The sequence below is a fragment of the Lactococcus sp. UBA7128 genome, assembly GCF_002492185.1.
Lineage (GTDB): Bacteria > Bacillota > Bacilli > Lactobacillales > Streptococcaceae > Lactococcus > Lactococcus muris.
In genome coordinates this window covers 19,245-43,602 of record NZ_DKXK01000060.1, presented here as the reverse complement: position 1 = coordinate 43,602, position 24,358 = coordinate 19,245, and the positions used below count along the sequence as shown (strand labels likewise).

The following is a 24,358-nucleotide window of genomic DNA, read 5'->3' as shown; positions in this document are numbered from 1 at the left end:
ATTAAAATTTTAGGAGGAATTCTATGAACGGAATTACGATGTGGATGGAGAAATATCTCGTCCCAGTAGCAGCAAAAATAGGGTCGCAAAAGCACCTGGTTGCCTTGCGTGACTCATTCATTGGTATCCTGCCAGCAACACTGACAGGTGCGCTTGCAGCGATGGTATCAGCCATCGTCACAACTTTCCCACAGTCCATTCAGCAGATGGTTTTGGGACCAACCAAGTTTTCACAACTTGCACCAGAAGATGTCTGGACACTTGCGAACACACCAATCATCGGGGATTTGAACAATATTTCAGCTCTCGTTAACCAAGGGACTTTGACAGTTATTGGTCTTATCTTTGCATTCTCTTGGGGTTACAATTTGGCGCGTGCTTATGGTGTCAATGACCTAGCTGGTGGTGTTGTAGCAGTTGCCACTCTCTTCGCTGGTTTGCCAAACCAAATGCCAAAATTCTTGGATGCTTTGGGTGTGAGCGATGCCGGTGTAGCCGCAACAGACAAAATCAATGGCGTACTGACTGGACAAGGTCTTGCAGCATGGAAACCACTCTTTGCTGCTGCACATATGGATGCTGGTGCTTACTTTACCATTATCATTATGGGTGCCCTTGCAGTAATTATTTATGCTAAACTTATGTTAGCAGATATTACTATCAAGATGCCTGAGTCAGTCCCACCAGCAGTAGCAAAAGCTTTCCTTGCGATTATTCCGACGATTACTGCGATTTATGCGGTGAGCTTAATTTACTATATTATTGATAAATTGACAAATGACTCTGTAATTAATTTGATTACACATTATATTGCAGAACCCTTCCAAATTCTCTCACAAAATATTTTCTCAGTTCTTATTGTCACACTCTTCGTCTCAATCTTCTGGTTCTTTGGACTTCACGGACCAAACGTCTTGGCACCTGCTCTTGATGGTATCTGGCTTCCTCTGGGGCTCAATAACCAGGCCCTTTACTTCCAAGTTCACTCAGACGGTATTCGTGACTTAGTAGCGCGTGGCGCGATTGATAAAGCCCATGCCATTAACGGTGACTATGTCAGTCTTTGGGTTCGTGGTTCATGGGATGCCTTTGTCTGGTTTGGTGGATCTGGTGGTACCATTACCTTGATTCTTGCCATTCTGATCTTCTCTAAACGTAAAGATTATAAGACAGTAGGACGTCTTGGTCTAGCACCAGGTATCTTCAATATCAACGAACCGGTGCTCTTCGGTATGCCAATCGTACTGAACGCCATCTTCTTTATTCCATTCTTAATTGCACCATTGGTAGCAGTTATCATCGCTTATGTCGCAACAATGCTCCACTGGGTCGATCCAGTCGTAAGTGCTGTACCGTGGGTAACACCGCCAATTATGAATGCCTTTCTTGCTACAGGATTTGACTGGCGTGCGATTATCTTAGCAATTGTCAATCTAGCTGTAACCTTTGCTATTTGGACGCCATTCGTTATTGCAGCAAACAAGATGGAAGAACCTGAATTATAAAAAAGCAGAAAGGAACCCAATGATTATTGTTAATGTAGCTATGATGCAAGAAAAAGTAATTCAACTTCTAGAAGAAAATGGATTTACTTATAAGGAAAAAAAGGGATTGAAACTCTATTTTCGAGGTCCGAATAGCAACTTAGCCACGGATGCTCAAACTGCAAAACGCTTAATTAAACAAAGTTCATTTGGTTCAGCATTATTCTTTAACGTCGAGGAGGTTTAAATATGGCTTGGATATATGCATTACTTAGTTTATCACTCTTACTTCTAGCTTATCAAAACTGGAGTTTCGGAGGTACACTCTTTATTCTATCTGTAGTCATGCTTATACTGGCACGGCAAAAGAAGAAAAAAGAAGAATAAAAGAGGTTCGCCTGAGCGACCTCTTTTGTTTTTGCACTTGACTTTACAGGACATCACTGTACAATATTTTATAAGACATACATCTTACTAGGAAGTGGCTTAGAAGTTATCTCTTGACTGAATACCCCTAAGGGTATATAATGAGTGTATTAAGAAATTTGAGAAAACCCATGCATAACTCGAAGCCACGTTCCAATATTAGGTAATATTCTGCTGATCCATTAGGCTGAAGGAGATGTGGGATAGAAGCGAAAAGTCACATATTCTGTTAATTGTTAGATACTTGCAAGGCTTTATAGGCACAAGGAACAGCAATTATAAAGATAGGCAGTGGTGCAAGTTTGGGATGATGGATTAAAAAGTAGGGAGAAAAAAATGTCTAAAAAATATCTTATTGTTGGTGGTGTTGCTGGAGGGATGAGTGCGGCAACTCGCCTCCGTCGTTTACAGGAAGATGCAGAAATTATTGTTTTTGATAAAGGGCCTTATGTGTCTTTTGCGAACTGTGGTTTGCCTTACTATCTTTCAGGTGAGATAGAGTCTAGAGATAAACTTATCTTACAAACACCAGAAAGCTTGAAACAACGTTTTAATCTAGAAGTTCGTCCTGATTCAGAAGTTGTTTCTATTGACAAGGAATTGAAGGAAATAACGGTTGTTTCTGATGGAAAGACCTATAAGGAAAGCTATGATTCGCTTATCTTATCTCCTGGGGCCAGTCCTTTCATTCCGGATATAAAAGGTTTAGCAGAAGCTCATAATGTATTTAGTTTGCGCAATATCCCTGACTTGGATAAGATAACAGGTTATATGGAAATTAAACATCGTAAGCAAGCTGTGATTGTAGGTGCAGGCTTTATCGGTTTGGAAATGGCTGAAAACTTGAGAAAGCTTGGTTTGGATGTGACAGTTATTGAAAAGGCAGATCATGTTTTGCCAACACTTGATCAAGAAATGGCTCTCTACATTGAAGAAGAGTTAGAACGAAATGGCTTAAACGTTATGACCGGCCTTTCTGTCGTTGAGTTTCAAGATGAAGGCAGGACAGTAATTCTTGAAAATGGCGATGTTTTGACTGCGGATTTAGTTATTCTTTCAGTAGGGATTCGTGTAGAGTCCAAGTTGGCAGCTGATGCTGGTATTGCATTGGGTATGAGAGGAGCTATTCTCGTAGATGAGCACTATCAAACTTCAGTACCTGACATCTATGCTGTGGGTGATGCTATTCTTGTTAAAAATCAAATCACCAATCAAGAGGCGCTTATCTCTCTCGCAAGTCCGGCGAATCGTCAAGGGCGCCAAGTGGCTGATGTTTTATCAGGGCTTCCTGTGACAAATAAAGGAAGTATCGGAACAGCTATCGTTAGAGCCTTTAACTTAACAGCAGCTTCGACAGGGATTTCGGAAAGACAAGCTCAAGAGTTGAACTTGAAGTATAAAGCAGTACACATAACAGCAAATGATCATGCAGGTTATTATCCGGGCGCAAGTTCTATTTTACTTAAACTTATTTTTAATCCAGAAGATGGACAAATTTATGGTGCATCAGCCTTGGGGGAAAAAGGGGTTGATAAACGCATTGATGTTCTAGCTACAGCAATCAAAGGAAGCCTAACTGTTTTTGATCTTCCAGAGTTAGAGTTGACCTATGCACCACCGTTTGGCTCGGCAAAAGATCCTGTGAATATGATTGGTTATGCAGCCATAAATATTGCTATGGGGCTGTCCGACAATATCCAATGGCACCAGTTGAAATCAGAACTTGCTAAAGGCAAAGTATTATTAGATGTTCGTCAAGAAAGCGAAGTGGCACAAGGTGGATTTGAAGAAGCAATAAATATTCCTTTAAATGATTTACGTGAAAATCTGGATAAACTTGATAAAAATAAAGAATATATCGTGAGCTGTCAATCGGGGCTTCGCTCCTATACTGCTGAACGTATTTTGAAACAGGAGGGCTATAAGGTAGAAAACCTTGATGGTGCTTATGGTCTTTATAGTAAAGTCATGGGAATCCTTGCTTGAAATCGAAATGAAGAAGTTGAGACAGAAACAGCGTTTCGACTTATGTTAGTCAAAATAAAAAATAAAAAATAAAAAATCTGAATGGCGTGCACAAAATTACGTGATTCAGATTTTTCATTTTTGACAGCTTTTCTATAAAAATTTTTGCTGAATTTGCAGTTTGCATATGGTATAATGTTAAAAAATATCGTTAGATTGAGAGAAAAAATGCGACTCGAAATATATGAGGAAAAATCAGATGGTGCTGGAGCTGCCATTGCTCAGGTCTTTGCGGCTTTCAGCGAAGAAGCAGAAAATGAACAACTGCAAACAGCACGCTATAACTTGGAAGATGAACCGGACCGGTTTACCCGTCATCCTCTGGTCAGTCAGGCCATGCAGAATATGGAACAGGCTCTGCCATTAACGATTGTTGATGGTGAAATTATGCTGATAGGAGAGTATCCTGATATGGAAGATTTGACAGAGATCACAGGAATGAATTTTCAAGATATAAGAAATAAGGGTTGCCAATGCAGCAACTGTAGATGTGGAAAGGGATAATATGATGATTGAAAATTTTCAACGGCCAACAAAGGAAGAGTACTTTAAAGAAATTGTTGAGGTTGTAGCCAAGCGTTCGACCTGTACGCATGCTCAAGTGGGAGCACTTTTAGTGACCGCTGATGGTCAGATACTTTCAACAGGATATAACGGTTCTGTAGCGCTTATGCCACACTGTACGGATGTTGGATGCTTGGAAGACAAAGATGGACACTGCATTGCTACAGTGCACGCTGAACAAAATGCGATTGCACAAGCAGCGAAACACGGTGTTTCTCCTGAAGGAGCCATTCTTTATACAACACTCTTTCCTTGCATTGCCTGCCTCAAACTAGTATTAGCAGCAGGAGTAAAGCATATCAAATACATCAATGAATACCATGCCAAAAATCCTTATGAGGAAGAGCTTATTGAAACTTTGGGTATTCAAGTTGAAAAAATATAAAAATTCTAGAAAGCCTGTTTTTTTCTATATTAACGAAAGCTAAGTTCATTTTAAATTTGTTGATAAAATTCTTTTTTACTCCAGCTTTTTACGCCTATTTTTGCTAGAATAGAGGAATGGGAATAAAATACAGTCAAACACATAAAGTCGCCTTTTATGAGAGTGATACTCGAGGAAAAATGAGGATATCTGACCTTCTTGCCGTAGCGCTTCAAACTTCGGGAGAACAGTCGTATACATTGAACCGCAGTGACACATGGGTTTATGAGAACTTTAATCTTTTTTGGGCTGTCATTGAGTACGAGATTCATCTTTACAAGCTTCCAGAATTTAATGAAGTTATTACGATTGAAACAGAAGCTACCTCTTACAACAAGTTTTTCTGTTATCGTGACTTCATTTTCAAAAATAATAGCGGTGAAATTTTAGTCAAAATAAGTTCCACATGGGTTTTGATGAACAAGGATACCCGAAAAGTAGAACGTGTGGTTGATGAAATTGTTGCGCCCTATGAGGCACCAAAAGTCAGTAAAATCACCCGCCCACATAAATATCTTGCTTTATCAGAAGAGGCAAGTTGTAACTTAGCATTTCCGGTTCGTTTTTCTGACCTTGACATGAATGGTCACGTTAACAATGCCAGATATTTTGACTGGGCTGTCGATCAGTTAGACTATGATTTCCGAATGGCATACGAACCTAAGAAAATATATATACGTTACAATCATGAGCTACTTTACGGAAATCATGAATTTATTGAACCTGTCTTTGAGTTTCAAGGAAATACAACCTGTCATATCATTAGGAAAGATGGTATAGATAATGCTAATATTGAAATTGTATGGTCGAAAATAATTGAGGAGGACTAAGTACAGATGAAAAAGAATTATAAGGGTTATCTTATTGATTTAGACGGTACGATTTATCTGGGAAATCATCGCATTCCAGCAGGAGAGGATTTTATTCATCGCTTGCAAGCAGCTAATATTCCTTATTTGTTTTTGACTAACAATACAACGAAAACGCCGCGCGTGGTTCAAAAACGCTTAGCGACAGAATTTAATATTGAGACGCCTTTAGATACAATCTACACAGCAAGTGCAGCAACCGTAGATTATATGGATGATTTGGGTCTGGAAAAGACGGTGTATGTTATCGGTGAAGATGGATTAAAAGAAGCAATCTATGGAGCAGGCTATAAAAAAGAGCGTGAAAATCCCGCCTATGTTGTCGTTGCTTTAGATACTGATCTCACGTATGAGATGCTTGCTTTGGCAACGCTCGCTATCCATAAGGGAGCTAAATTTATTGGCACAAACCCTGACTTGAATCTCCCAAGTGAACGTGGACTTTTACCAGGAGCAGGTTCATTAGTCAAGATGATTGAAGCTGCAACACGTGTGCAAGCAACTTATATTGGAAAACCTGAGGCCATCATTACGGAAAAAGCGGTTAAAAAATTAGGAATCCCTAAGGAAGAATTGCTGATGGTTGGTGATAACTACTTGACAGATATCCGCACGGGGATTGATAACGGTATTGATACTTTATTAGTCACGACGGGCTTCACTAAAGCAGAAGAAGTGCCAAACCTTCCAATTTCTCCAACATATGTCGTTTCAAGCTTGGAACATTGGGAAGTGTAGCATGCGAGAACGCCTAATTTTTACGAGTGTTATTTTATGGGGGACAGCTACTGCAGTCAGTTTGACTTTACTTTTAGCTGTTCCGCTTTTCTATGTAGATATTCATCTGGAAAACTTGCCGCAAGCATCAGGCCTTCCAGCAGAAACGCTGAGACATAATTTCAACATACTCATGGCTTATCTTGTCAATCCCTTTGCAAACACCTTGCATATGCCAGACCTTCCTTCATCTCCAGAGGCTTTGCAGCACTTTAAAGATGTAAAAAAACTTTTCATGCTTGCTTTAGGCCTTATGATTGTACTAAGCCCGATGATTTTCCTTTTTTTAAAGGAACATCTGGCTATCGTCTATCACAATGGCATACGGTTTGTGATGGGTACGCCTCTGTTTATAGGATTGGTTGCTGCCTTGATAGGCTTTGATAACTTTTTTATCTATTTTCATGAAATCTTTTTCCGGGATGATACGTGGCTTTTTAATCCTGATACAGATCCTATCATCAATGTTTTAACAGAAAATTATTTTATGTACACTTTTATCCTATTTCTTATTCTCTTTGAGCTCCTCTTTTTTCTCCTTTATTGGTCAGGAAATAAACGGGTACAAAGGAAATTTATCGGTAAAACCGAACGATGAGTCGTAAAACTGATGTGAAATCAGTTTTTTTCTATTTTTTTAGGGCAATATGCGTTAAAATAGATAAGGAAGGTTTGGTTGCAGAGATATTTATCGCCAAACTAGAGAAGTTTTCACAGAGGAAAACTCGGTCGGTATTCTGTAATAACAAATGAATAAAGAGGCATTTTTATGAACACAATGGTTCCAGTTTTTGATTACGAAGATATCCAACTTATCCCAAATAAGTGTATTATTAACAGTCGTAGCGAGGCAGATACGTCAGTTAAGTTAGGAGCTCATACTTTTAAACTTCCTGTTGTTCCTGCAAATATGCAAACGATTATCGACGAAAATATTGCTGAAATGTTAGCCAAGCAAGGTTATTTCTATATTATGCACCGCTTTGAAGAAAGTACACGTAAGGACTTTATCGAAAAGATGCATGCTCAAAATCTCATTGCATCAATTTCTGTTGGCGTTAAAGACAACGAACGTCAGTTTGTCCGTGATTTGGCGGAAACAGCGACTATTCCAGATTACATTACTATCGATATTGCCCATGGGCATGCCAACTCTGTGATTGAGATGATACAACTCATAAAACGTCTCATGCCACAAGTCTTTGTTATTGCTGGTAATGTGGGAACACCTGAAGCTGTTCGCGAGTTGGAAAATGCTGGTGCGGATGCGACTAAAGTCGGAATCGGTCCAGGAAAAGTTTGTATCACTAAGGTAAAAACAGGTTTCGGAACAGGCGGCTGGCAACTCGCAGCTCTTCGTTGGTGTGCAAAAGCAGCAAGTAAGCCAATCATTGCTGACGGTGGGATTCGTACACATGGTGATATTGCAAAATCTGTCCGTTTTGGTGCAAGTATGGTGATGATAGGCTCTCTCTTCGCCGCACATGAGGAGTCACCAGGTAAAACCATTGAGCAGGACGGAAAACTTTACAAAGAATATTTTGGTTCAGCTAGTGAATATCAAAAAGGTGAGCATAAAAATGTTGAAGGGAAAAAAATCCTCTTGCCGCACAAAGGCTCTCTAAAAGATACACTTAAAGAAATGCAAGAAGACCTTCAGAGCTCGATTTCCTACGCTGGTGGCCGTGACCTCAATGCCCTACGCAAAGTAGATTATGTCATCGTGAAAAACTCAATTTGGAATGGTGATTCATTATAAAATGTAAAAAGCTGTCAGTACTTACTGTCAGTTTTTTACGTCTTTCAAAGGCAATTATTTTTGAAACTCCGCAAAGGATGATGTAGAATGTTGGTGAAGATATAAAATTGATTTATTTTAGAAAGTAGGGAATATTATGAAAGTACTTGTAGTTGGTGCAAATGGAAAAGTTGCCAAACATTTAGCAGAAAACTTAAAAGATTATCCTGAAATTCAAGAAAAAGCTGTTATTCGTAAAGAAGAACAGCAAGGCTTTTTCAAGCAACTTGGGATTGAAACAGTTATCTTGGATATCGTCCATAATTCGATTGAAGAATTCGCAGCAGCGATGTCCGACGTTGATGCAGTAGTTTTTAGTGCCGGTGCTGGTGGTTCTGGTCTAGATAAGACAATCATGATTGATCTAGATGGGGCAGTTAAGGTTATGACTGCAGCAGAAAAAGCGGCTGTTAAACGCTTCATTATGGTGAGCACTTTCCGCGCGGGGCGAGAAGAAATAAGTCGTCAAATTAAGGAAGACTCGCCATTGAAAATTTATACTATTGCTAAAAATTATGCTGATGAGTGGCTAAAAACACGGACAGACTTGGACTGGACCATTATTCATCCAGGAATACTCACAGATCAAGCAAGTACAGGTAAGATTAATCTAGGAAGACATGTAGAGATAGGAAATATCTCTCGTGAAGATGTAGCTAAAGTGATTCTTGAAACCTTAAGAAATGACTCTAGTATTAGAAAAGAATTTGAATTTGTCATGGGAAATATCCCAATCTCTGAAGCTCTTAAAAGTCTTAAAGATGGATATGCAAAAGGAGAAGAAAACTAAAATACTTGAAACGACCTTTGAAAAAGTGACAAAAGTTCTATCTAAAACTCACATAAAAACTTAAACATCAATTGGTAGAAGTAGGGTTTTAAGCGTTGCCACTGTCAGCGGCACAGCATTGAGAAAAACCTCCAAGAACTTTTCATGTTTCAAAGTTTGACTTAAAAACTTATTTTAACCTAAAAAAATTTTTTTGTGATATAATAAACTTATCTTCAGGGCACCGTGAAATTCGGGACCGGCGGTTAAAGTCCGCGAAGCTGAAAAGCTTGATGTGGTGTAATTCCACAACCGACAGTAAAGTCTGGATGGGAGAAGAATAAGAGATAGGACCAGTTCTTTTGGAGCTGTGTCAGTTTTCGCCAATATTCAAATGCTCCCTTCAAAATGAAGAAATATTATTTTCTATTTTGGAGGTTTTTTCGTGTCAAATTCAAAAACACGTCGACTCACATTTATCGCAATGCTTAGTGCAATTTCATTTGTACTGTCCTACCCAATGTTCCAATTTTCCTTGGTTCCGAGTGCAAGTTTTTTAAAAATTGATTTTACAATCTTGCCTATTTTGATTGGGCTGTTTATGCTTGGATTGAGTAGCGCTTTTGCTATTCTTATCATTCGTTCATTTTTATGGCTCTTGTTAAATAGTGACGGCGTAAATACCTATATTGGTCTTCCGATGAATATCGTGGCTGTCACAGTATTTGTGCTGGTACTTTGGTTTTTCCTCCGTCACAGATTTAGTTTACGGGGCTATATTATGGCAACCATTCTGGGGACTTTGGCCTTAACTGCGGTGATGGTAATACTTAACTATGTTTATGCAATACCCCTTTACTCAATGTTTGCTAATTTTGATATCGCAACGATGTTTCCTGGGGGTGTTTCAGCCTATATTGGTGCTGTTATTGTCTTTAACATCCTAGAGGGGTTGATTTTTGCAGGGAGCTTTGCTTTACTGTACTGGGCGTTACGCGGTTCAAAAGCAATCAAATTTATTAACGCTTAAAAATAAAAAAATGGTCTATTGATGAGGAGAAAATAATCATGACGTGGTGAATGATTATTTTTTATTTTCTTCTTGCATTTCTTTTTAACATCTGATATACTAGTATAAGTTCTGAAAAGGACTGACCGAAGACAGTTGGGGACATAAGTCATAAGCATCCAACCGAGGACAAACATTTTAAACAATGATTGAACTCTCTATGTCTTTTGGTCGTGGGGATTTTTATTTGTAAAAATTCTTACGAACAAAATAAAATGGAGGTAAAAAATGAGCGATTACAAAGTAAACGAAGCAACTATTGCTAAGAAAGCTGAGTTGGTTAACGTCTTTGCGGAAAAATTTGAAGCTGCGACATCTATCGTTGTTGCAAGCTCACGTGGTTTAACTGTAGAACAAGACACTCAACTTCGTAAAGAGTTGCGTGAAGCTGGTGTGGAATTCAAAGTTGTTAAAAACTCAATCTTGCGTCGTGCAGCTGAAAAAGCTGGACTTGAAGCTTTGAACGACAGTTTTGTTGGCCCATCAGTAGTAGCTATCTCAAACGAAGATGCTATTGCGCCTGCTAAAATTTTGAGCGAGTTTGCTAAAACAGCAGACAAACTTGAAATCAAAGCTGGTGTCATTGAAGGAAAAGTTTCAAGCAAAGAAGAAATTGCAGCTATTGCATCTCTTCCAAACCGCGACGGTCTTCTTTCTATGCTTCTTTCAGTGCTTCAAGCACCTGTCCGCAACGTGGCTCTCGCAGTCAAGGCTGTTGCAGAAAAAGAAGAATCAGCTGCTTAATTCCATCAGGAATGACAGTAAGCACCTTTTATATCGGCGGATTTACGCAACAAACTAAAATTTACTAGGAGAATCAAAATGGCATTGAACATTGAAAACATCGTTGCTGAACTTGAAACAGCAACAATCCTCGAACTCTCTGAGCTCGTTAAAGCAATCGAAGAAAAATTTGACGTAACTGCAGCTGCTCCTGTAGCAGTAGCAGCAGCTGGCGGTGAAACTGCAGCAGCTAAGGATTCATTTGACGTTGAATTGACAGCAGCTGGCGACAAGAAAGTTGCTACAATCAAAGCTGTTCGTGAAATCACTGGTCTTGGCTTGAAAGAAGCTAAAGAACTCGTTGATGGTGCACCAACAATGATCAAAGAAGGCGTTGCAGCTGCAGAAGCTGAAGAAATCAAAGCTAAATTGGAAGAAGCTGGTGCTTCAATCACACTTAAATAAGAAATACATGCTTATTTAAATGGGGAATCCCGATTTACCTAGCTTTGGTTGCGCTGAGCGATTTTAAAAATTAGGAAAATCAATGAGGTTTCCTGCCAGAAATCCTGCCAAAGATTTTTTGGCAGGATTTTTGTTGGGTTCTGTCAACTCTGCGGTGCTAATCGCTAAAAAATGAGTTACAGCAGTGTGTAAAAAGTTGTCCTAGGACAGCTTTTTTAGTTGCCTTTGATAAGTATTTGTTGGAGTAAAATCCGTTTTATGAGGTGGTCAAATCGCCCAAAGCCAAAGACACTATGCTTGATGAGTTTACAGAGATTGTTGAGCCTTCTAGTGGGCCATTGGAGTAAGGTGAAAGAATCCCACGACCAATAGCAGCCTTAACTACTGAGGAGATATTAGCCCTAGGTGCAACGAAATAAGGGGTTAGGATAACTGTGTCCCCACAAACCGCGCAATCGTACTTGGACTTCTTCAATTCCAGAACTCTAGGTCTGTGTCCGCGGGGTGTCATGAGAACCTCAGAAATCCTGTAATCACGGACTTTACGAATTTCAGAAATGATGCCACAAGCAGGGCAAACCGTCTGCTTTGGTCGATAGCTAGCCGAAAAGATTTGTGCTTCATGTTCACCTGTCAGCTTTGTAAAACCTAGACGGAAATATTTTTCTTGCGGGAAAACTAATTCTGAGGCTTTGAGTCCAGCAAAAGTGTGATAGACTCAGAATAAATCATAGATTTTCCTTATAAAATAATTGTGTCGCAACTCTATTTTATCGAATTCCTATGACTTTTCTTGTATAAAAAAAGCAATAGATTTTCATCCGCACTTAAAAGGCCACCTTCTGTGAATGTGTCCTTTTTTGTATCTTTATTAATTTTGAGTTGTATCACGTGTTGCAAGTGCCGTACGGATTTCTCCAGTTGTCGCTCCATCTTCTACTCGGAGAACAGCCTCCACTTTTCCAGTATTTATATCTTTTATTTCACTGTTTTGTGCTTTATCTTTAGAGACATATCCTAACCATTGTCGCTCTTTTCCAGCACTCTTTCCTACCTGAGTAGTATCTGGAATCATAAAGTGTTCATCTGGTGTATAAGTTTCAGCGTTGCTTTTAACCGGAGAAAATCTCTCATTGAATTCATTTAAGCTTTTAAAATCTTCCAATGCCACTTGAATAGCCAAATTTTTCTTTTCAAGTTCAGCTTTGGCTGGCATTTTTTTAACTTCCGAGTGCATGTTATTTCTAGCTTTTACTAACTTACTATCAGTTTTAGTGTTGTTTACTACAGTGTAAGCTATTACGGAAGCAAGGACGATAAATGCGATGAGGCCCATTATTTTTAGCTTCATAAGTACTCCTTATTTTAATAATTTGAAATTTCATAGTTTGATCCTGATTTTGGTCCCCAAGACCAGCAAGATAGAACCTGACCTACCCCAGCTTGTACCCAAATATCAGGGTAGCTACCTTCATAGATAGAATGGACGTATACTCCATGTCCCACGCCAGTATTATAAGTATTCCTCCAGTCTTCAGAATCTCCAGCTAAAAAGCTATCAGACCAAGCCCAAAAGTGTAAGGCTTTTCCAGAAATCGGAGCATAACCATATGGTGCATAATGCCAATAATTACCAGTTGTCCAATGTCCTCGTACATATGCACCAGACCCTAGCCTCATAAGTTGAGTTGGGGGGATATTTCCATCCCCTGTTTTAAGGGACAGAATATCAAACTGTGAAATGAATTTTGAGTCTGGTACTTGAATGGGGTCTAATTCAGCACCCGCCTCAATTTCTTCCAGTATTTTTGCTTTGGAATTATGATCAGTGTTTATAGATAAAATAGGTTTATCAGGATTAACCATGTCATATATTGTAATTTCTCCGTGTACGCGAATACCACTTGATAATTCGATAATTGTGTCAGTTGGCTTTGGTTTTTCAGTACCAGTTTTATCAGCATCTAACTTTGGAATTTCAACAGCTGAGGCTGATACTATGGTAGGATTTGTATTCCCAGATACAAAAATTACTCCTCCTACAATTATCTTACTAATAGCATTCAATTCTTTACTTCCTCCTTATAAATTCTTCGATTTCCTACCACTCTTTGATGATGAATAATATTTAGCTCCCTTCTTTTGTTTTTTATATTATGTAAGTCCAAAAGGTTAGTTTTTACCCTTTAACTCTGAAAAATGTGTCTAATCTATGTCACTTATATCATGATTGTTATATTTATGCAAACTCCTCTTTATATTATTCATGGGATTTTATACCTTAGAAAAGGGTGCATTTTTAAGAAAAAACTATAATAGTATTTGAGATAAATAGCCTGCTCTGGGCTAGTCTCCTATGTTGATTTTGAAATACAGAAACATTTCTTAAAGTGAAAGAATTTGGCCTGCACAATAACCTGTTGAAATTCCCCAATGTCCCTAATAAAATTGATGAAATAACTTGGGAATTATCTTATTTTGAAAAATGTGCTATCATGGATGATGGAGAAACAGCTAGAAGGAATAAAGGTGAGAAAAACTCCTCCCTTTGTCCCTAGCTTAGCTACATTTTTATGAAAAAGAGGAGAAATGATTTTTACACAGCAAAGTGAAGTAAAAGAAAAGGCTGCAGGTGTCTTTTAGGGCAACGAGACTCCCATGAGAAAAGATATTTTGCTAAAAAATAAGCTTTTCAGTATTCGTTCTTGACAGATTAGGAAATTGTGTTTACAATTGTAAACATAAAAGGAGAAAGATAGATGAAACTGCACCATATATCATTACTTACAGCTGATTTTGAACGAAATTTTCATTTTTATGTTGATATTTTAGGCTTGCGCTTGGTGAAAAATTCAATCAATCAAGGAAATATCTATATGCGCCATGTTTATTATGGAGATTTCAGAGGTACACCAGGAACGGTTGTTACTTTCTTTCCGGACCGACGATTTGACTTGGAACGAGAAGAGGGAACAAGTTATCTGTCGGGCATTCAATTCAAGATTCCAAAGGGAGCTATGGACTTTTGGACTTCCCGCTTTAAAAAATTTGGGCTAGATTATCAGCGTGGAGATTATTCACTTGAAGTAAAAGATTTTGATGATGTTTTACTTGAATTTATTGAGGAAGGTGAGCCAAATAGAGAGGGACGAATAAATGCATTGTCAGATGTTCCTGCTGCATATCAAATCACTGGACTGTGGGGAAGTCGTCTCTACAGTTCAAACTTAGAAGCTACGCGGTTATTTTTCCAACAGATGGTCGGGAGTGAAACGGGAATACAGCTATTAGCTTCCCAAGCTAAAGCCCCTTCACGAGTCTGGGGGAGAGGTTCAATCGATCATTTGGCTTTTGCTGTAGCATCCAGTAAAGACTTGGATGAAATTTGGGAAAAAGCTCTAACCTTTGGTTATGAAAGAGAGTTATATGCAGACCGAGGCTATTTTCAGTCAGTCTATTTAAGAGAACCAGGCGGGGTAAGAATTGAGTTTGCAACCTTGACGCCTGGATTTACACTGGATGAATCCATCCAAGATTTGGGAAGTGGCTTTGCCCTCCCACCGAGATATGAAGAAAGACGTCAAGAACTTCTGCGTTACTATCACAAGCAAGGCGTTCATTTTGAGAAAAAGAAAGAACAAGATCATGAAAATTAAAGTTCAACATCTTAACGGTCGTCAAGAAAGTAAAGAATTTGCCAGTGCAGAAGAATTTATTTTACTCCAAAATCGTGAAATTCCAGTCTTAGAGGATTCAGCCAAGGTACTGGAACTTGAGATTGAGGGGAAATCACGTGAATTTCAAGGCAATGTAGCTACACTTTATTTTGAATTAAACAAGTAATCTTAATGGTAAAGGTAAAGGAGAGAAAAAATGACAAGTGGACGTCTATCCGCATTTACAGATGGTATTGTTGCAATTTTAATCACCGTGATGGTATTAAACTTGAGCATTCCGAAAGGGCCAAATTGGTCGGATTTATTTGATATGGGTTTTATTTTCTTGACCTATTTTGCAAGTTTTTATATTTTAGCTATTTATTGGAACAATCACCACCATCTTTTTCATTTGGCAGAGCAAGTTTCGGGAAGAATATTGTGGTGGAACGTCGTGCTCTTATTTTTCATGAGTTTCATCCCTTTCACAACAAATTGGTTGTCTGAGTTTTCAGGATCAAAAACACCGGAGATTGTTTATGCGGTAAATAACTTATTTATTGATATTATTTTCAATATCTTGAGCTATGAGATTTTTAGATCAAGAAACTATAGATTGAAAGAAATGCGTTGGGTTTGGAAAGGAGCCTTTTCAATCTTGATTCTGTTGGTTGGTATTGTGCTAACGATATTACTTCCAGTAGCTCAGATAGCACTCATCGCGACAATTTTAAGTATGATTCCTTGGATTGTTCCAGATAAACAAATTGAAAACTATGTTAATAAGAACTAAAAGTTATAAAAAAATGAATATAAAAAATAGAAATGCTGCAATACCAGCATTTCTATTTTTTTAGTTTTCGCAAATCATCAAAAACTCTTTCTCATTATTATCTCTATTAAGACTTGCTGCTGCAAGTTTAAAACCTCCTTTTTGATAGAAGCAAAGAGTATTTTCGTTTTTCTGATAGACGTTTAAAGAAAGCAATTGACTTGAAGTTTTGACAGGCTGTAAGAGTGCTTTGTCGATGATTTTAGACTGCTTACTATTGATCAAAAAATCCTGAAATATATTGGTCAATCAGATTGATAAACAAGTTGAAGCTTGCTTCATACAGTATTCGCGTTTGATGAAATACCTGTCAGTCATCAATTACGATAAAACTCAGGCAATATAAACTGGTCATTATTTTCAAACTGTAAAGCCAATCTTAGCATCAGTATCTCGGAGTTTTTCTTGCCCCAGACTTGGACACCTTGCGGCAGATGTGTGGCTGTTTCCAGGTAAATTGGAAGGGATAGGGCGGGCTGTCCTGTGAGATTACTGATGAAGTTGTAAGGTGTGAAAGCCAAGGAGTTTTCAAATGCTTGCTCTATGGTTGCGATTTGTTCAGAGAAGTCGTACAATTCCATGTGTTTCATTTTTTCCGTAATGTTAGGATGGATGAGCTCTTCGCCAATTTTGGGCGCTGTTTTTGCTGTTGTCGGTGTTAAGAAGAAATCAAAATTTTTAAAAATTTCTTCATCAAACGTTGCACAAGCGCTATCCCACTGATTTAAAGCTTGAATATAAGAAGCAGCATCTGCATTGCGACCGGCTTCTAACAAAGCATAAGTCAGTGGTTCTACATCGCCGTTGTTTATCTTTCTGTCATTAGCGATTTCCCATGGTTTGAGCATGGCATATGTTTCAGCAGCATTCATCTGATAGTAAGTTTGAATCAAAGGACGGGCATTGAGTGGAAAAGCAATCTCTATCAGTTGGTGTCCTTGTTTTTTTAGAAAGTCGACAGCTTTTTGAAGTGCAGCCTTAGAGGTCTCCGAAATTGATATTCCTGAGACAGGAGAGTCAAAGGAATAAGCAATATTTAAAGGCCTTTCGGGTTCAGTAAGATGATGTAATGCTTCCTTATCCAGTAACTCAGTTTGATAAGGGTCGGCTTCTTGCACACGTTGCATTTCTGCTAAAAAGCTGGCTGTATCACGCACAGAAACAGTCAAAGCACCTGTGGTTGCAGCCCCCTGCCAACCTCGATAATTCCCTGGACCTTGGGGCATAAGTCCTCGTGTCATTTTCAAACCAATAAGTCCTGAAAAAGAAGCAGGGATACGGATGGACCCACCGCCATCAGATGCGCCAGCCATGGGAAAGATGCCAGAAGCTACAGCGGAAGCTGCACCGCCAGAGGAGCCACCAGAGTAATAAGCTGTATTCCAAACATTACGGGTGTCCCCATATAAAGCTGAATCCGTAATATTTTTAAAGCCAAATTCAGGAGAATTTGTTTGTCCAAAGGGAGTTAAGCCAGCGTCAAGAGCAGCTTTGACGAAGTTGTCGTCTGAGTGGGCCATACTGTCTTCAAAAAGTTTGGAACTCGAAGTTGACGGAAGTCCTGCATGATCTTGACCTAGCATCTTTAGTGGAAAAGGAATGCCTGCGAAATAGCCGTCTTCTGTTTTTGATAAATCAGTTTGAGCCTGATTCAAGTCGTAAGCAACGACGGCATTGTATTTCGGATTGATTTCTTCAATCTTTTTTTTGAGTACTTTGAAGTAATTCAGCAGCACTGATTTGCCCAGTACGTATTTTTTCTGCCCAATATGTAGCGTCTTTAATCTTTCTCATCTTTCATATCTTCCTCTCTAGGAGTAAAATCGCCACCGAGGTATTTTTCAGAAAGTTTTTTCATTGTGCCATTCTCTTGAAGTTTTACCAAGGCTTTGTCGACTTTCTGTTGAAGGTCTCTGCCTTCTTTTTCCTTACCAAAAATGAAATAGCTAAATCCCGTATGTTTATCTGTCTCACCTAAATCAATCGGCTCGACTTTTAAATCATAAGCGTGTTGCTGGATAATTTGTGTGAGTGAAATTTGGTCGTAAATCACAAAATCACTCTTGCCTGAGTCAACATCAGCAACATAAGAAGTTAACGGATAGCTGGCATCCATATATTTTAAGTTTATTGCTTTTTCTGGATTTTCCTTGTTCCAGTTTTCAAGCATCGTTGTGACTTGTACACCAGACAAGACTTCCGTTGTTTTACCAGCTAAATCACTCAATGATTTGACGTGCAAGTCAGGTTTAACTGCTACCGATGTTGCGGACTTGGATAAGGGAAGCGAATAACTGTATTTCTCTGCACGTTCAGGTGTCCAAGAAAGAGCATTTGCGGCCATTTGAAAACGGTCATTGTCAATTCCAGAAAGTACGGAATTAAAATCAATCACTTGAAACTTCAATTTGTACTCAGGGAGTTCTTTGAAAACAGCACGTGCAAGCTCAATATCGTAACCTGTCAATTTATTGCCTTCCATATAGGTATTGGGCTTTGAGTTCGCATTCGTCGCCACGATAATTTCTTTTGGCTCAGGCTTAACGTTTTCTTTTTTGCTGCAAGCGGTCAAAACCCCAAAAGAAGTGAGAGAAAATAAGGCTAGACCTAAAACTAATTTTTTATTCATTTTTTATATTAATGGATTTCTACAAATCCTTCCTTTCTGTCTATTTTTATTTTAACAAAATTTAGAAATTCATTAGCTTTTTATGTTTAGGAATTTAAAGTATGGCCAAGTAAGTAATGAACGAGAAAAGAATAATAATCTGCTGAAACCTGCATTTAAATCACAAGCAACACAAATTTATCTGAAAAGTGTATCGCTAGACAATGGACAATAAATAAAAAACCAATTTTATTTCGGTCAGTGACGAGGAGTAACATGGTATAATAACAATGAATACTTTAATAAATATATTAAAAATAAAATATAGAAACTATGGAAATAAAAATGGCTATTTCTTATCGTAAAATATTATCAAGTACAAAAGTAAGACCTTATCTCTTTCAAGCACATTTTGGCCTAGAAAGAGAAGGGCATCGTATAGATTCAACGGGAGAGCTGAGTACCTTGTCTCATCCTAAGTGTTTAGGAGCACGCAGCTTTCATCCCTATATTCAAACTGATTTTTCAGAAACACAGATTGAAGCTATTACTCCAGTTTTTGGTCATCCAAAGCAAGCCTTACAATTCATGGAAGCCCTTCATGATGTCATCATCCGTTCTCTTGAAGAGGAGGAGCTACTTTGGGTGCAATCTATGCCTCCCGCACTTCCAAAAAATGAAGATGACATCAGATTGGCTGAGCTTGAAAAAGAAAAGGATGTGGCTTATCGTCAGGGCCTAGCCTCAAAGTATGGTAAACGTAAACAGATGGTATCTGGTATCCATTATAATTTTGAATTTGCGGATGTCCTGCTTCAAGCGATGTGGGAGCAGCAGGGAAGCGGAGACTTTCAAGAGTTCAAGACGGAAGTATATATGAAACTCGCTCGACAATATTTGCGTTACATGTGGATTATTACTTATTGTCTGGGTGCTTCTCCACGCGCAGATTTTGGATTTTTCACCGATGAGGCAGAAGTGCCTCATCAGCCTGTGCGGTCTATCAGAAACTCAAAGTTTGGTTATCGCAATGCTCAGGAGATTTTTGTCAGCTATCAGAGCTTGGAGAAGTACTATAATGACCTGTCGACTTACGTTGAGTCAGGTTCATTGTCAGAGATGAAAGAGTTTTATTCTGCTGTACGTTTACGTGGTGGAACACGTGCAGAAGAGCTTATGGAAAGTGGAATTCAATATGTAGAGTTTCGGAACTTTGACCTGAATCCATTTGCCCGTATAGCAATGGATGAGGATACAAGCCGTTTTATTCATCTCTTTGTTCTTTATCTTATTTATATGGACGAGGAAGATTGTACAGATGTAAGTCAGAGACGGGGTTATGAAATAAATGATACCGTTGCCTTGGAACATCCCTTAGAAAAGACAGGCTATTATGAAGAAGGACAACAGTTTTTCTCACAAATGCGTCATTTTGCACAAGCACTCAATCTTTCACAAGAAGATCAGATTATTATCGACAAATTCGCTCAGATGTTGGAAAAGCCAGAAATGACAATAGCAGGTCAAATGGAGTTGGCTTATCAAGAAAACGCAAATTTTGCCTTAGAATTAGCAAGGGATTATCGCAAGAAGACCTATCAACATCCCTTTCAGCTGGCAGGGTTCACTGACTTAGAGCTCTCTACTCAAAACTTATTGTTTGATGCGATTCAGAAAGGACTAAAAGTAGAAGTCTTAGACGCTCAAGATCAGATGGTTTCTCTCACATACAAGTCACATACAGAGATTGTTGAAAAAGGAAATATGACTTCCAAGGACTCTATGGTAGCCTATGCCATCATGGAAAATAAGGTGGTAACGAAAAAGTTACTGGATCGTGCACATCTGAAAACGCCTAAAGGACATGAGTTTAGGGAACATTCAACGGCCTTGGCAGCTTATCCGCTTTTTAAAGACAAGGCTATCGTCATTAAGCCAAAATCAACAAACTATGGCTTGGGCATTTCTATATTTAAGCAACCAGCAACGGAAGCACAATTTAGAAAAGCGCTAGATATTGCTTTTCATGAAGATAAGGAAGTTATTGTTGAAACATTTGTGACTGGAACGGAATATCGTTTCTTTGTGCTTGACGGTAAAACAAGAGCTGTTCTTCGACGAGATGCAGCACATGTTATCGGTGATGGCTTATCGACTATTGCGCAACTGGTAGAATCAAAAAATGAAAATCCTTTACGAGGAATTGATCATCGCTACCCTCTGGAAAAAATACAAATCACTGAAACAGAAAAACTAATGCTTGAGGTGCAAGGCTATACAGAGCAAAGTATACCTGAAAAAGGAGTGAGAGTAAATCTTCGAGAAAATTCAAATATCTCTACTGGTGGTGATTCAATTGATATGACTGATGAAATGCCCGAAGCTTACAAAACGATTGCTGAACAAGCTGCCCGAGTATTGCAAGTGAATATTACAGGAATCGATATTTTAATTGAGTCGCTCACAGATGAGTCTGCATCTGATTACAGCATCATTGAGGCGAACTTTAACCCAGCAATGTTGTTTCATTTATACCCGCTTAAGGGGAAAGGGAGGCGCGTTACAATGGATGTTTTAAGTTATTTATTCCCAGAAGTATTTTCCTCATAAGTAAAAGTCTGACATTTTAGCCAAAACACCAGAATGACAAATGCGATACTTTTTTATTTTGTTGTATAATATGATAGAATAGATGAGTATTAGTAAATGAAATAAGTTAAAAAGACGGCTTCAATTTTTTGAATCTGTCTTTTTATCGGATGATTGGGGGTGTAACTTTATGAAAAACAAAAAATGGATGATCAATCTAGCGATTTCCAACCTACTGCTGGTCTTCTTAGGAGTGGGCCTTGTTATTCCTGTTTTACCACCATTAAAAGAGCAAATGCATTTTTCAGGAACAACCATGGGGATGATGATTTCGATTTTTGCAATTGCTCAATTGATTGCATCACCTGCTGCAGGTTACTTATCAGACAAGGTTGGACGGAAAAAGTTGATTGCCTTGGGGATGATTATCTTTTCCTTTTCGGAGCTTTTATTTGGCTTAGCACAAGTCAAAGCCGTATTCTATATTTCACGCGCATTAGGCGGTATTGCAGCTGCCTTACTTATGCCTTCCGTGACAGCCTATGTTGCAGATTTGACAACAGTAGCTGAGCGTGCCAAGGCGATGGGGAAAGTTTCAGCAGCAATTAGCGGTGGATTTATTATTGGTCCTGGTGTAGGTGGATTTATAGCAAAATTCGGGATACGGGTACCTTTTTATGTGGCCGCCTTATTAGCATTTGTGGGCTTTATCTTAAGTATGACTGTGCTTAAAGAGTCTGAGAAAACGATGGATATTAACCCCGAAGCAACTCAATCTTCGTTTCTGGATATTCTTAAAAATCCAATGTTTACATCGCTTTTCGTTGTTATTTTAATTTCCTCATTTGGATTACAAGCTTTCGAGTCGATTTATAGCATCATGGCAACGATTAATTTCGGTTTCACAATGAGTGAAATTGCTTTGATAATCACTGTCAGTGGTATTCTTGCTCTTTTCTTCCAACTTTTCCTCTTTGATTGGATTGTCGAAAAGATTGGTGAAATGCATCTGATTCATTTGACTTTCTTTGCAAGTGCTCTCTTTATTGCTATTATCGCCTTTACAGGAAATAGGATAACTGTTGCCTTATCAACTTTTGTTGTTTTCCTTGCCTTTGATTTGTTCAGACCTGCAGTAACAACTTATCTTTCAAAGCATGCAGGGGATCAGCAAGGAGCAATCAATGGTTTGAATTCAACCTTTACAAGCTTTGGCAATATTTTAGGGCCGCTGGCGGCAGGGATGATGTTTGACATTAATCACTTTTTCCCTTACTATATTTCAGCGATTATTTTACTCGGAACCGGAATACTATCAATGCTTATGACCCGTAAGAGAAAGCAAGCAGATTTTTAAAAAAGCATTGAGTCATAAACTGCAAAAGACGAGAATAAAGCATAAAAAAAGGAACCGCTTAAACATTAGCGATTCCTTTTTTTATAATTACCATGTAAAGTAATGAACGAGCTTAAAGATACCAAGGACAAGTATAACTATACCGAGGAGCGTCCAAAGTGCTATTGCACCCCATAGTGGCGTAAGCAAAAGCATGAAACCTGCAACTACACTTAAAACCCCAGAGAGAATAGTCCACGGTTTAGAGGGTGAATAAGGCACATAACTAAAAGATACAAAGCCTTCTGTTATCCAAGTAAAGCCCACTAAAATTCCGATAATAATAAATAAAGTGGCTGTAGCAGCTGCTAGATTAATCAATGAAAACAGTCCTGCAATCACGTAAATTGTTCCTAAAAGAAAATGTCCAAATCTAGACCAAAAATTTTCATTCATCAGTGAGAAAATAGAAACAAGATAAAAAATCCCGATTAAAATAAAAGAAATTCCAATCAAAACAGTTCCTACCTGCGCTGTACGCCCTGGCCAGAAGAGAATAAGCAAGCCAATAAGTGTTGAAATTAAGCCGTTTATTCCGACATTTTTACGTAGCCTTTTTGAAAAATTTTCAGAAAACATTTTAATACCCCTTTCTTTTCTGATAACTTAATTATAACTTATTTTGTTTAAAGAGTGGGAAATTGATGCAATTGTTTTATTATTGACATTCTCAGAGAGGAGAATTATACTTAAAGTAAGTCAAGCGTTTAAGGAGAAAAAATGCAAATATCAAGCCGCTTTACCATTGCTCTTCATATTTTTGCTTGTATCCATACATATGAAGGAGAGCGCAAGATAACCAGCGATTTTCTGGCAAGCAGTATCAATGTCAATCCAGTCATCATCAGAAAAGTACTTCAACAATTAAAAGCCAAAGAACTGGTAACAGTGGTTCGAGGAAGTGGAGGGACAAGAATTGCAAAGCCGATCGAAGAAATAAGTTTATTTGATGTTTATGAAGCAGTTGAGGCTGTGAGTCAAAAAGGTCTTTTTCATTTTCATGAACATCCTAACTTAGATTGTTCTGTGGGGAAAAATATTCATCAGGTTCTTGATGTTAAACTCGACATGATTCAAAACGCCATGGAAGAACAAATGAAAACGATAGGTCTGCAGGAAGTTCTTAGGGATATTGAGCATTGTATAGCGATAAATCCTTAAAAAAACTGAATAATTGACTTTTTCTGTAGGCTTATATAAAATTAACTTGTAACAAAAGGAATTACAACGAAAATGATAGTGGAGGTTAATTTATGAAATTAGCAGTAGTTGCAGCAAATGGCAAAGTTGGCCGTCTAATTGTACAAGAGGCAACAGATAGAGGAATAGATGTCACAGCTATTGTCAGGAGCGAGAACAAAACAGCAGCTCAGTCAGTACTGGAAAAAGACTTATTTGATTTGACTAAAGAAGATGTCAAAGATTTTGATGTTATTATTGATGCTTTTGGTATTTGGGCTGAAGACAGTCTTGAACAGCATACAGCTTCGGTTCAGCATCTTGCAGATTTAGTGGAAAATACAGACAAACGATTGCTGGTTGTCGGTGGTGCAGGAAGTTTGTATCTTAATCCAGAACATAGCCTTCAACTTTATCAGTCAGAGAACTTTCCAGAAGCTTTTAAACCTTTGACTGCCGCTATGGCTGAATCTTTGGCGGCACTAAGAAAACGAGATAATGTTAAGTGGACTTACGTGAGTCCAGCAATTGACTTCCGACCAGAGGGAGAAAAGACAGGGGACTATGTTGTTGCTGGTGAAGAACTCACATTGAATGCCAAGGACGAAAGTATTATCAGTTATGCGGACTACGCTAAAGCGATGATTAATATTGCTCTTGAGGAAAATTATGTTGGACAACGCATCAGTGTTTTTCAAAAATAAA

At 38.5% G+C, this 24,358-nt stretch carries 27 protein-coding genes, 1 pseudogene, 1 riboswitch and 1 other annotated feature; of the genes and pseudogenes, 22 read left to right on the top strand and 6 right to left on the bottom strand.

All coding sequences use genetic code 11. From position 1 onward, the window contains the following. The first annotated feature begins 23 nt into the window (after nucleotides 1-23). From B4H39_RS06665 to rplL, 14 genes are all read left to right on the top strand, one after another. The gene (locus B4H39_RS06665; protein ID WP_251420764.1) at nucleotides 24-1,505 is read left to right on the top strand and encodes a PTS sugar transporter subunit IIC; all 1,482 of its coding nucleotides are present in this window, start codon (nucleotides 24-26) and stop codon (nucleotides 1,503-1,505) included. A gap of 19 nt (nucleotides 1,506-1,524) precedes the next feature. Further along, complete coding sequence (locus B4H39_RS06660) at nucleotides 1,525-1,731, top strand: hypothetical protein (protein ID WP_202230611.1); 207 nt, start codon at nucleotides 1,525-1,527, stop codon at nucleotides 1,729-1,731. Between the two features lie 2 nt (nucleotides 1,732-1,733). After that, a complete protein-coding gene (locus B4H39_RS06655; RefSeq protein WP_014024702.1) occupies nucleotides 1,734-1,871 on the top strand; it encodes a hypothetical protein in 138 nt (45 codons plus the stop codon). Nucleotides 1,872-2,246: 375 nt separating this feature from the next. Continuing rightward, nucleotides 2,247-3,896, top strand: a complete 1,650-nt coding sequence (locus B4H39_RS06650; protein WP_202230612.1) for an FAD-dependent oxidoreductase — start codon at nucleotides 2,247-2,249, stop codon at nucleotides 3,894-3,896. Between the two features lie 207 nt (nucleotides 3,897-4,103). Beyond that, the gene (locus tag B4H39_RS06645) at nucleotides 4,104-4,439 is read left to right on the top strand and encodes an arsenic metallochaperone ArsD family protein (protein WP_251420765.1); all 336 of its coding nucleotides are present in this window, start codon (nucleotides 4,104-4,106) and stop codon (nucleotides 4,437-4,439) included. 4 nt (nucleotides 4,440-4,443) lie between these two features. Next, nucleotides 4,444-4,884, top strand: coding sequence for a deoxycytidylate deaminase (locus B4H39_RS06640; RefSeq protein WP_202230635.1), 441 nt, complete (start codon nucleotides 4,444-4,446; stop codon nucleotides 4,882-4,884). Between the two features lie 116 nt (nucleotides 4,885-5,000). Next, nucleotides 5,001-5,753, top strand: a complete 753-nt coding sequence (locus B4H39_RS06635) for an acyl-[acyl-carrier-protein] thioesterase (RefSeq protein ID WP_251420767.1) — start codon at nucleotides 5,001-5,003, stop codon at nucleotides 5,751-5,753. A 6-nt stretch (nucleotides 5,754-5,759) separates the two neighbouring features. Further along, nucleotides 5,760-6,530: a TIGR01457 family HAD-type hydrolase gene (locus B4H39_RS06630; RefSeq protein ID WP_251420770.1), complete on the top strand. Its 771-nt coding sequence runs from the start codon at nucleotides 5,760-5,762 to the stop codon at nucleotides 6,528-6,530. Nucleotide 6,531: 1 nt separating this feature from the next. After that, complete coding sequence (locus tag B4H39_RS06625; protein ID WP_251420771.1) at nucleotides 6,532-7,167, top strand: TIGR01906 family membrane protein; 636 nt, start codon at nucleotides 6,532-6,534, stop codon at nucleotides 7,165-7,167. 171 nt (nucleotides 7,168-7,338) lie between these two features. Next, entirely contained in the window at nucleotides 7,339-8,328 is a 990-nt protein-coding gene (gene guaC, locus B4H39_RS06620; RefSeq protein WP_202230617.1) for a GMP reductase, read from the top strand. Between the two features lie 136 nt (nucleotides 8,329-8,464). Continuing rightward, nucleotides 8,465-9,157 carry an SDR family oxidoreductase gene (locus B4H39_RS06615; RefSeq protein WP_251420773.1) on the top strand — a complete coding sequence of 231 codons (693 nt, stop codon included), beginning with the start codon at nucleotides 8,465-8,467 and terminating at the stop codon, nucleotides 9,155-9,157. Between the two features lie 207 nt (nucleotides 9,158-9,364). Beyond that, nucleotides 9,365-9,481: riboswitch (FMN riboswitch) on the top strand. Between the two features lie 100 nt (nucleotides 9,482-9,581). Next, nucleotides 9,582-10,166 carry an ECF transporter S component gene (locus tag B4H39_RS06610; protein WP_251420774.1) on the top strand — a complete coding sequence of 195 codons (585 nt, stop codon included), beginning with the start codon at nucleotides 9,582-9,584 and terminating at the stop codon, nucleotides 10,164-10,166. Between the two features lie 107 nt (nucleotides 10,167-10,273). Beyond that, nucleotides 10,274-10,400: a sequence feature (ribosomal protein L10 leader region), on the top strand. A gap of 33 nt (nucleotides 10,401-10,433) precedes the next feature. Further along, nucleotides 10,434-10,949 (top strand): 50S ribosomal protein L10, encoded by a 516-nt coding sequence (gene rplJ / locus B4H39_RS06605; protein ID WP_202230620.1) that lies wholly within the window; start codon nucleotides 10,434-10,436, stop codon nucleotides 10,947-10,949. Between the two features lie 78 nt (nucleotides 10,950-11,027). Continuing rightward, on the top strand, nucleotides 11,028-11,393 hold the full coding sequence (rplL, locus tag B4H39_RS06600; RefSeq protein WP_202230621.1) for a 50S ribosomal protein L7/L12: 366 nt from the start codon (nucleotides 11,028-11,030) through the stop codon (nucleotides 11,391-11,393). A 256-nt stretch (nucleotides 11,394-11,649) separates the two neighbouring features. On the opposite strand, the gene B4H39_RS06595 is transcribed toward rplL, so the two are convergent. From B4H39_RS06595 to B4H39_RS06585, 3 genes are all read right to left on the bottom strand, one after another. Next, nucleotides 11,650-11,904 carry a hypothetical protein gene (locus B4H39_RS06595; protein WP_202230622.1) on the bottom strand — a complete coding sequence of 85 codons (255 nt, stop codon included), beginning with the start codon at nucleotides 11,902-11,904 and terminating at the stop codon, nucleotides 11,650-11,652. 360 nt (nucleotides 11,905-12,264) lie between these two features. After that, a complete protein-coding gene (locus B4H39_RS06590; RefSeq protein ID WP_251420776.1) occupies nucleotides 12,265-12,744 on the bottom strand; it encodes a hypothetical protein in 480 nt (159 codons plus the stop codon). A gap of 14 nt (nucleotides 12,745-12,758) precedes the next feature. After that, entirely contained in the window at nucleotides 12,759-13,460 is a 702-nt protein-coding gene (locus tag B4H39_RS06585; RefSeq protein WP_251420778.1) for a hypothetical protein, read from the bottom strand. Between the two features lie 323 nt (nucleotides 13,461-13,783). Here B4H39_RS06585 and B4H39_RS06580 point away from each other — a divergent pair, with 323 nt between their 5' ends. The 4 genes from B4H39_RS06580 (at nucleotide 13,784) to B4H39_RS06565 (ending at nucleotide 15,842) form a co-directional block, all read left to right on the top strand. Then, nucleotides 13,784-13,951, top strand: coding sequence for a hypothetical protein (locus B4H39_RS06580; RefSeq protein ID WP_251420780.1), 168 nt, complete (start codon nucleotides 13,784-13,786; stop codon nucleotides 13,949-13,951). Between the two features lie 201 nt (nucleotides 13,952-14,152). Next, entirely contained in the window at nucleotides 14,153-15,049 is an 897-nt protein-coding gene (locus tag B4H39_RS06575; protein WP_202230625.1) for a VOC family protein, read from the top strand. After that, entirely contained in the window at nucleotides 15,039-15,236 is a 198-nt protein-coding gene (locus B4H39_RS06570; RefSeq protein ID WP_202230626.1) for a hypothetical protein, read from the top strand. Before B4H39_RS06575 ends, B4H39_RS06570 begins: the two co-directional genes overlap by 11 nt. A gap of 30 nt (nucleotides 15,237-15,266) precedes the next feature. Beyond that, nucleotides 15,267-15,842: a TMEM175 family protein gene (locus B4H39_RS06565; RefSeq protein WP_202230627.1), complete on the top strand. Its 576-nt coding sequence runs from the start codon at nucleotides 15,267-15,269 to the stop codon at nucleotides 15,840-15,842. A 356-nt stretch (nucleotides 15,843-16,198) separates the two neighbouring features. Here B4H39_RS06565 and B4H39_RS06560 read toward each other — a convergent pair. Both B4H39_RS06560 and B4H39_RS06555 read right to left on the bottom strand, forming a co-directional pair. Continuing rightward, nucleotides 16,199-17,675: pseudogene (locus tag B4H39_RS06560) on the bottom strand (amidase family protein). Beyond that, nucleotides 17,662-18,510 (bottom strand): transporter substrate-binding domain-containing protein, encoded by an 849-nt coding sequence (locus B4H39_RS06555; protein ID WP_251420784.1) that lies wholly within the window; start codon nucleotides 18,508-18,510, stop codon nucleotides 17,662-17,664. The pseudogene B4H39_RS06560 and the gene B4H39_RS06555 overlap by 14 nt, the downstream one beginning before the upstream one ends. Before the next feature lie 324 nt (nucleotides 18,511-18,834). On the opposite strand from B4H39_RS06555, the gene gshAB reads away from it, so the two are divergent. Then, the gene (gene gshAB / locus B4H39_RS06550; RefSeq protein ID WP_251420844.1) at nucleotides 18,835-21,099 is read left to right on the top strand and encodes a bifunctional glutamate--cysteine ligase GshA/glutathione synthetase GshB; all 2,265 of its coding nucleotides are present in this window, start codon (nucleotides 18,835-18,837) and stop codon (nucleotides 21,097-21,099) included. Nucleotides 21,100-21,268: 169 nt separating this feature from the next. After that, on the top strand, nucleotides 21,269-22,435 hold the full coding sequence (locus tag B4H39_RS06545; RefSeq protein ID WP_251420786.1) for an MFS transporter: 1,167 nt from the start codon (nucleotides 21,269-21,271) through the stop codon (nucleotides 22,433-22,435). Nucleotides 22,436-22,522: 87 nt separating this feature from the next. Here the strand turns inward: B4H39_RS06545 and B4H39_RS06540 are convergent, their stop codons facing one another. Next, the gene (locus tag B4H39_RS06540; protein ID WP_202230765.1) at nucleotides 22,523-23,053 is read right to left on the bottom strand and encodes an HdeD family acid-resistance protein; all 531 of its coding nucleotides are present in this window, start codon (nucleotides 23,051-23,053) and stop codon (nucleotides 22,523-22,525) included. Between the two features lie 141 nt (nucleotides 23,054-23,194). On the opposite strand from B4H39_RS06540, the gene B4H39_RS06535 reads away from it, so the two are divergent. Then, nucleotides 23,195-23,635 carry an Rrf2 family transcriptional regulator gene (locus B4H39_RS06535; RefSeq protein ID WP_251420788.1) on the top strand — a complete coding sequence of 147 codons (441 nt, stop codon included), beginning with the start codon at nucleotides 23,195-23,197 and terminating at the stop codon, nucleotides 23,633-23,635. 92 nt (nucleotides 23,636-23,727) lie between these two features. After that, on the top strand, nucleotides 23,728-24,357 hold the full coding sequence (locus B4H39_RS06530; protein ID WP_251420790.1) for an NAD(P)-dependent oxidoreductase: 630 nt from the start codon (nucleotides 23,728-23,730) through the stop codon (nucleotides 24,355-24,357). Nucleotide 24,358: the final 1 nt, after the last annotated feature.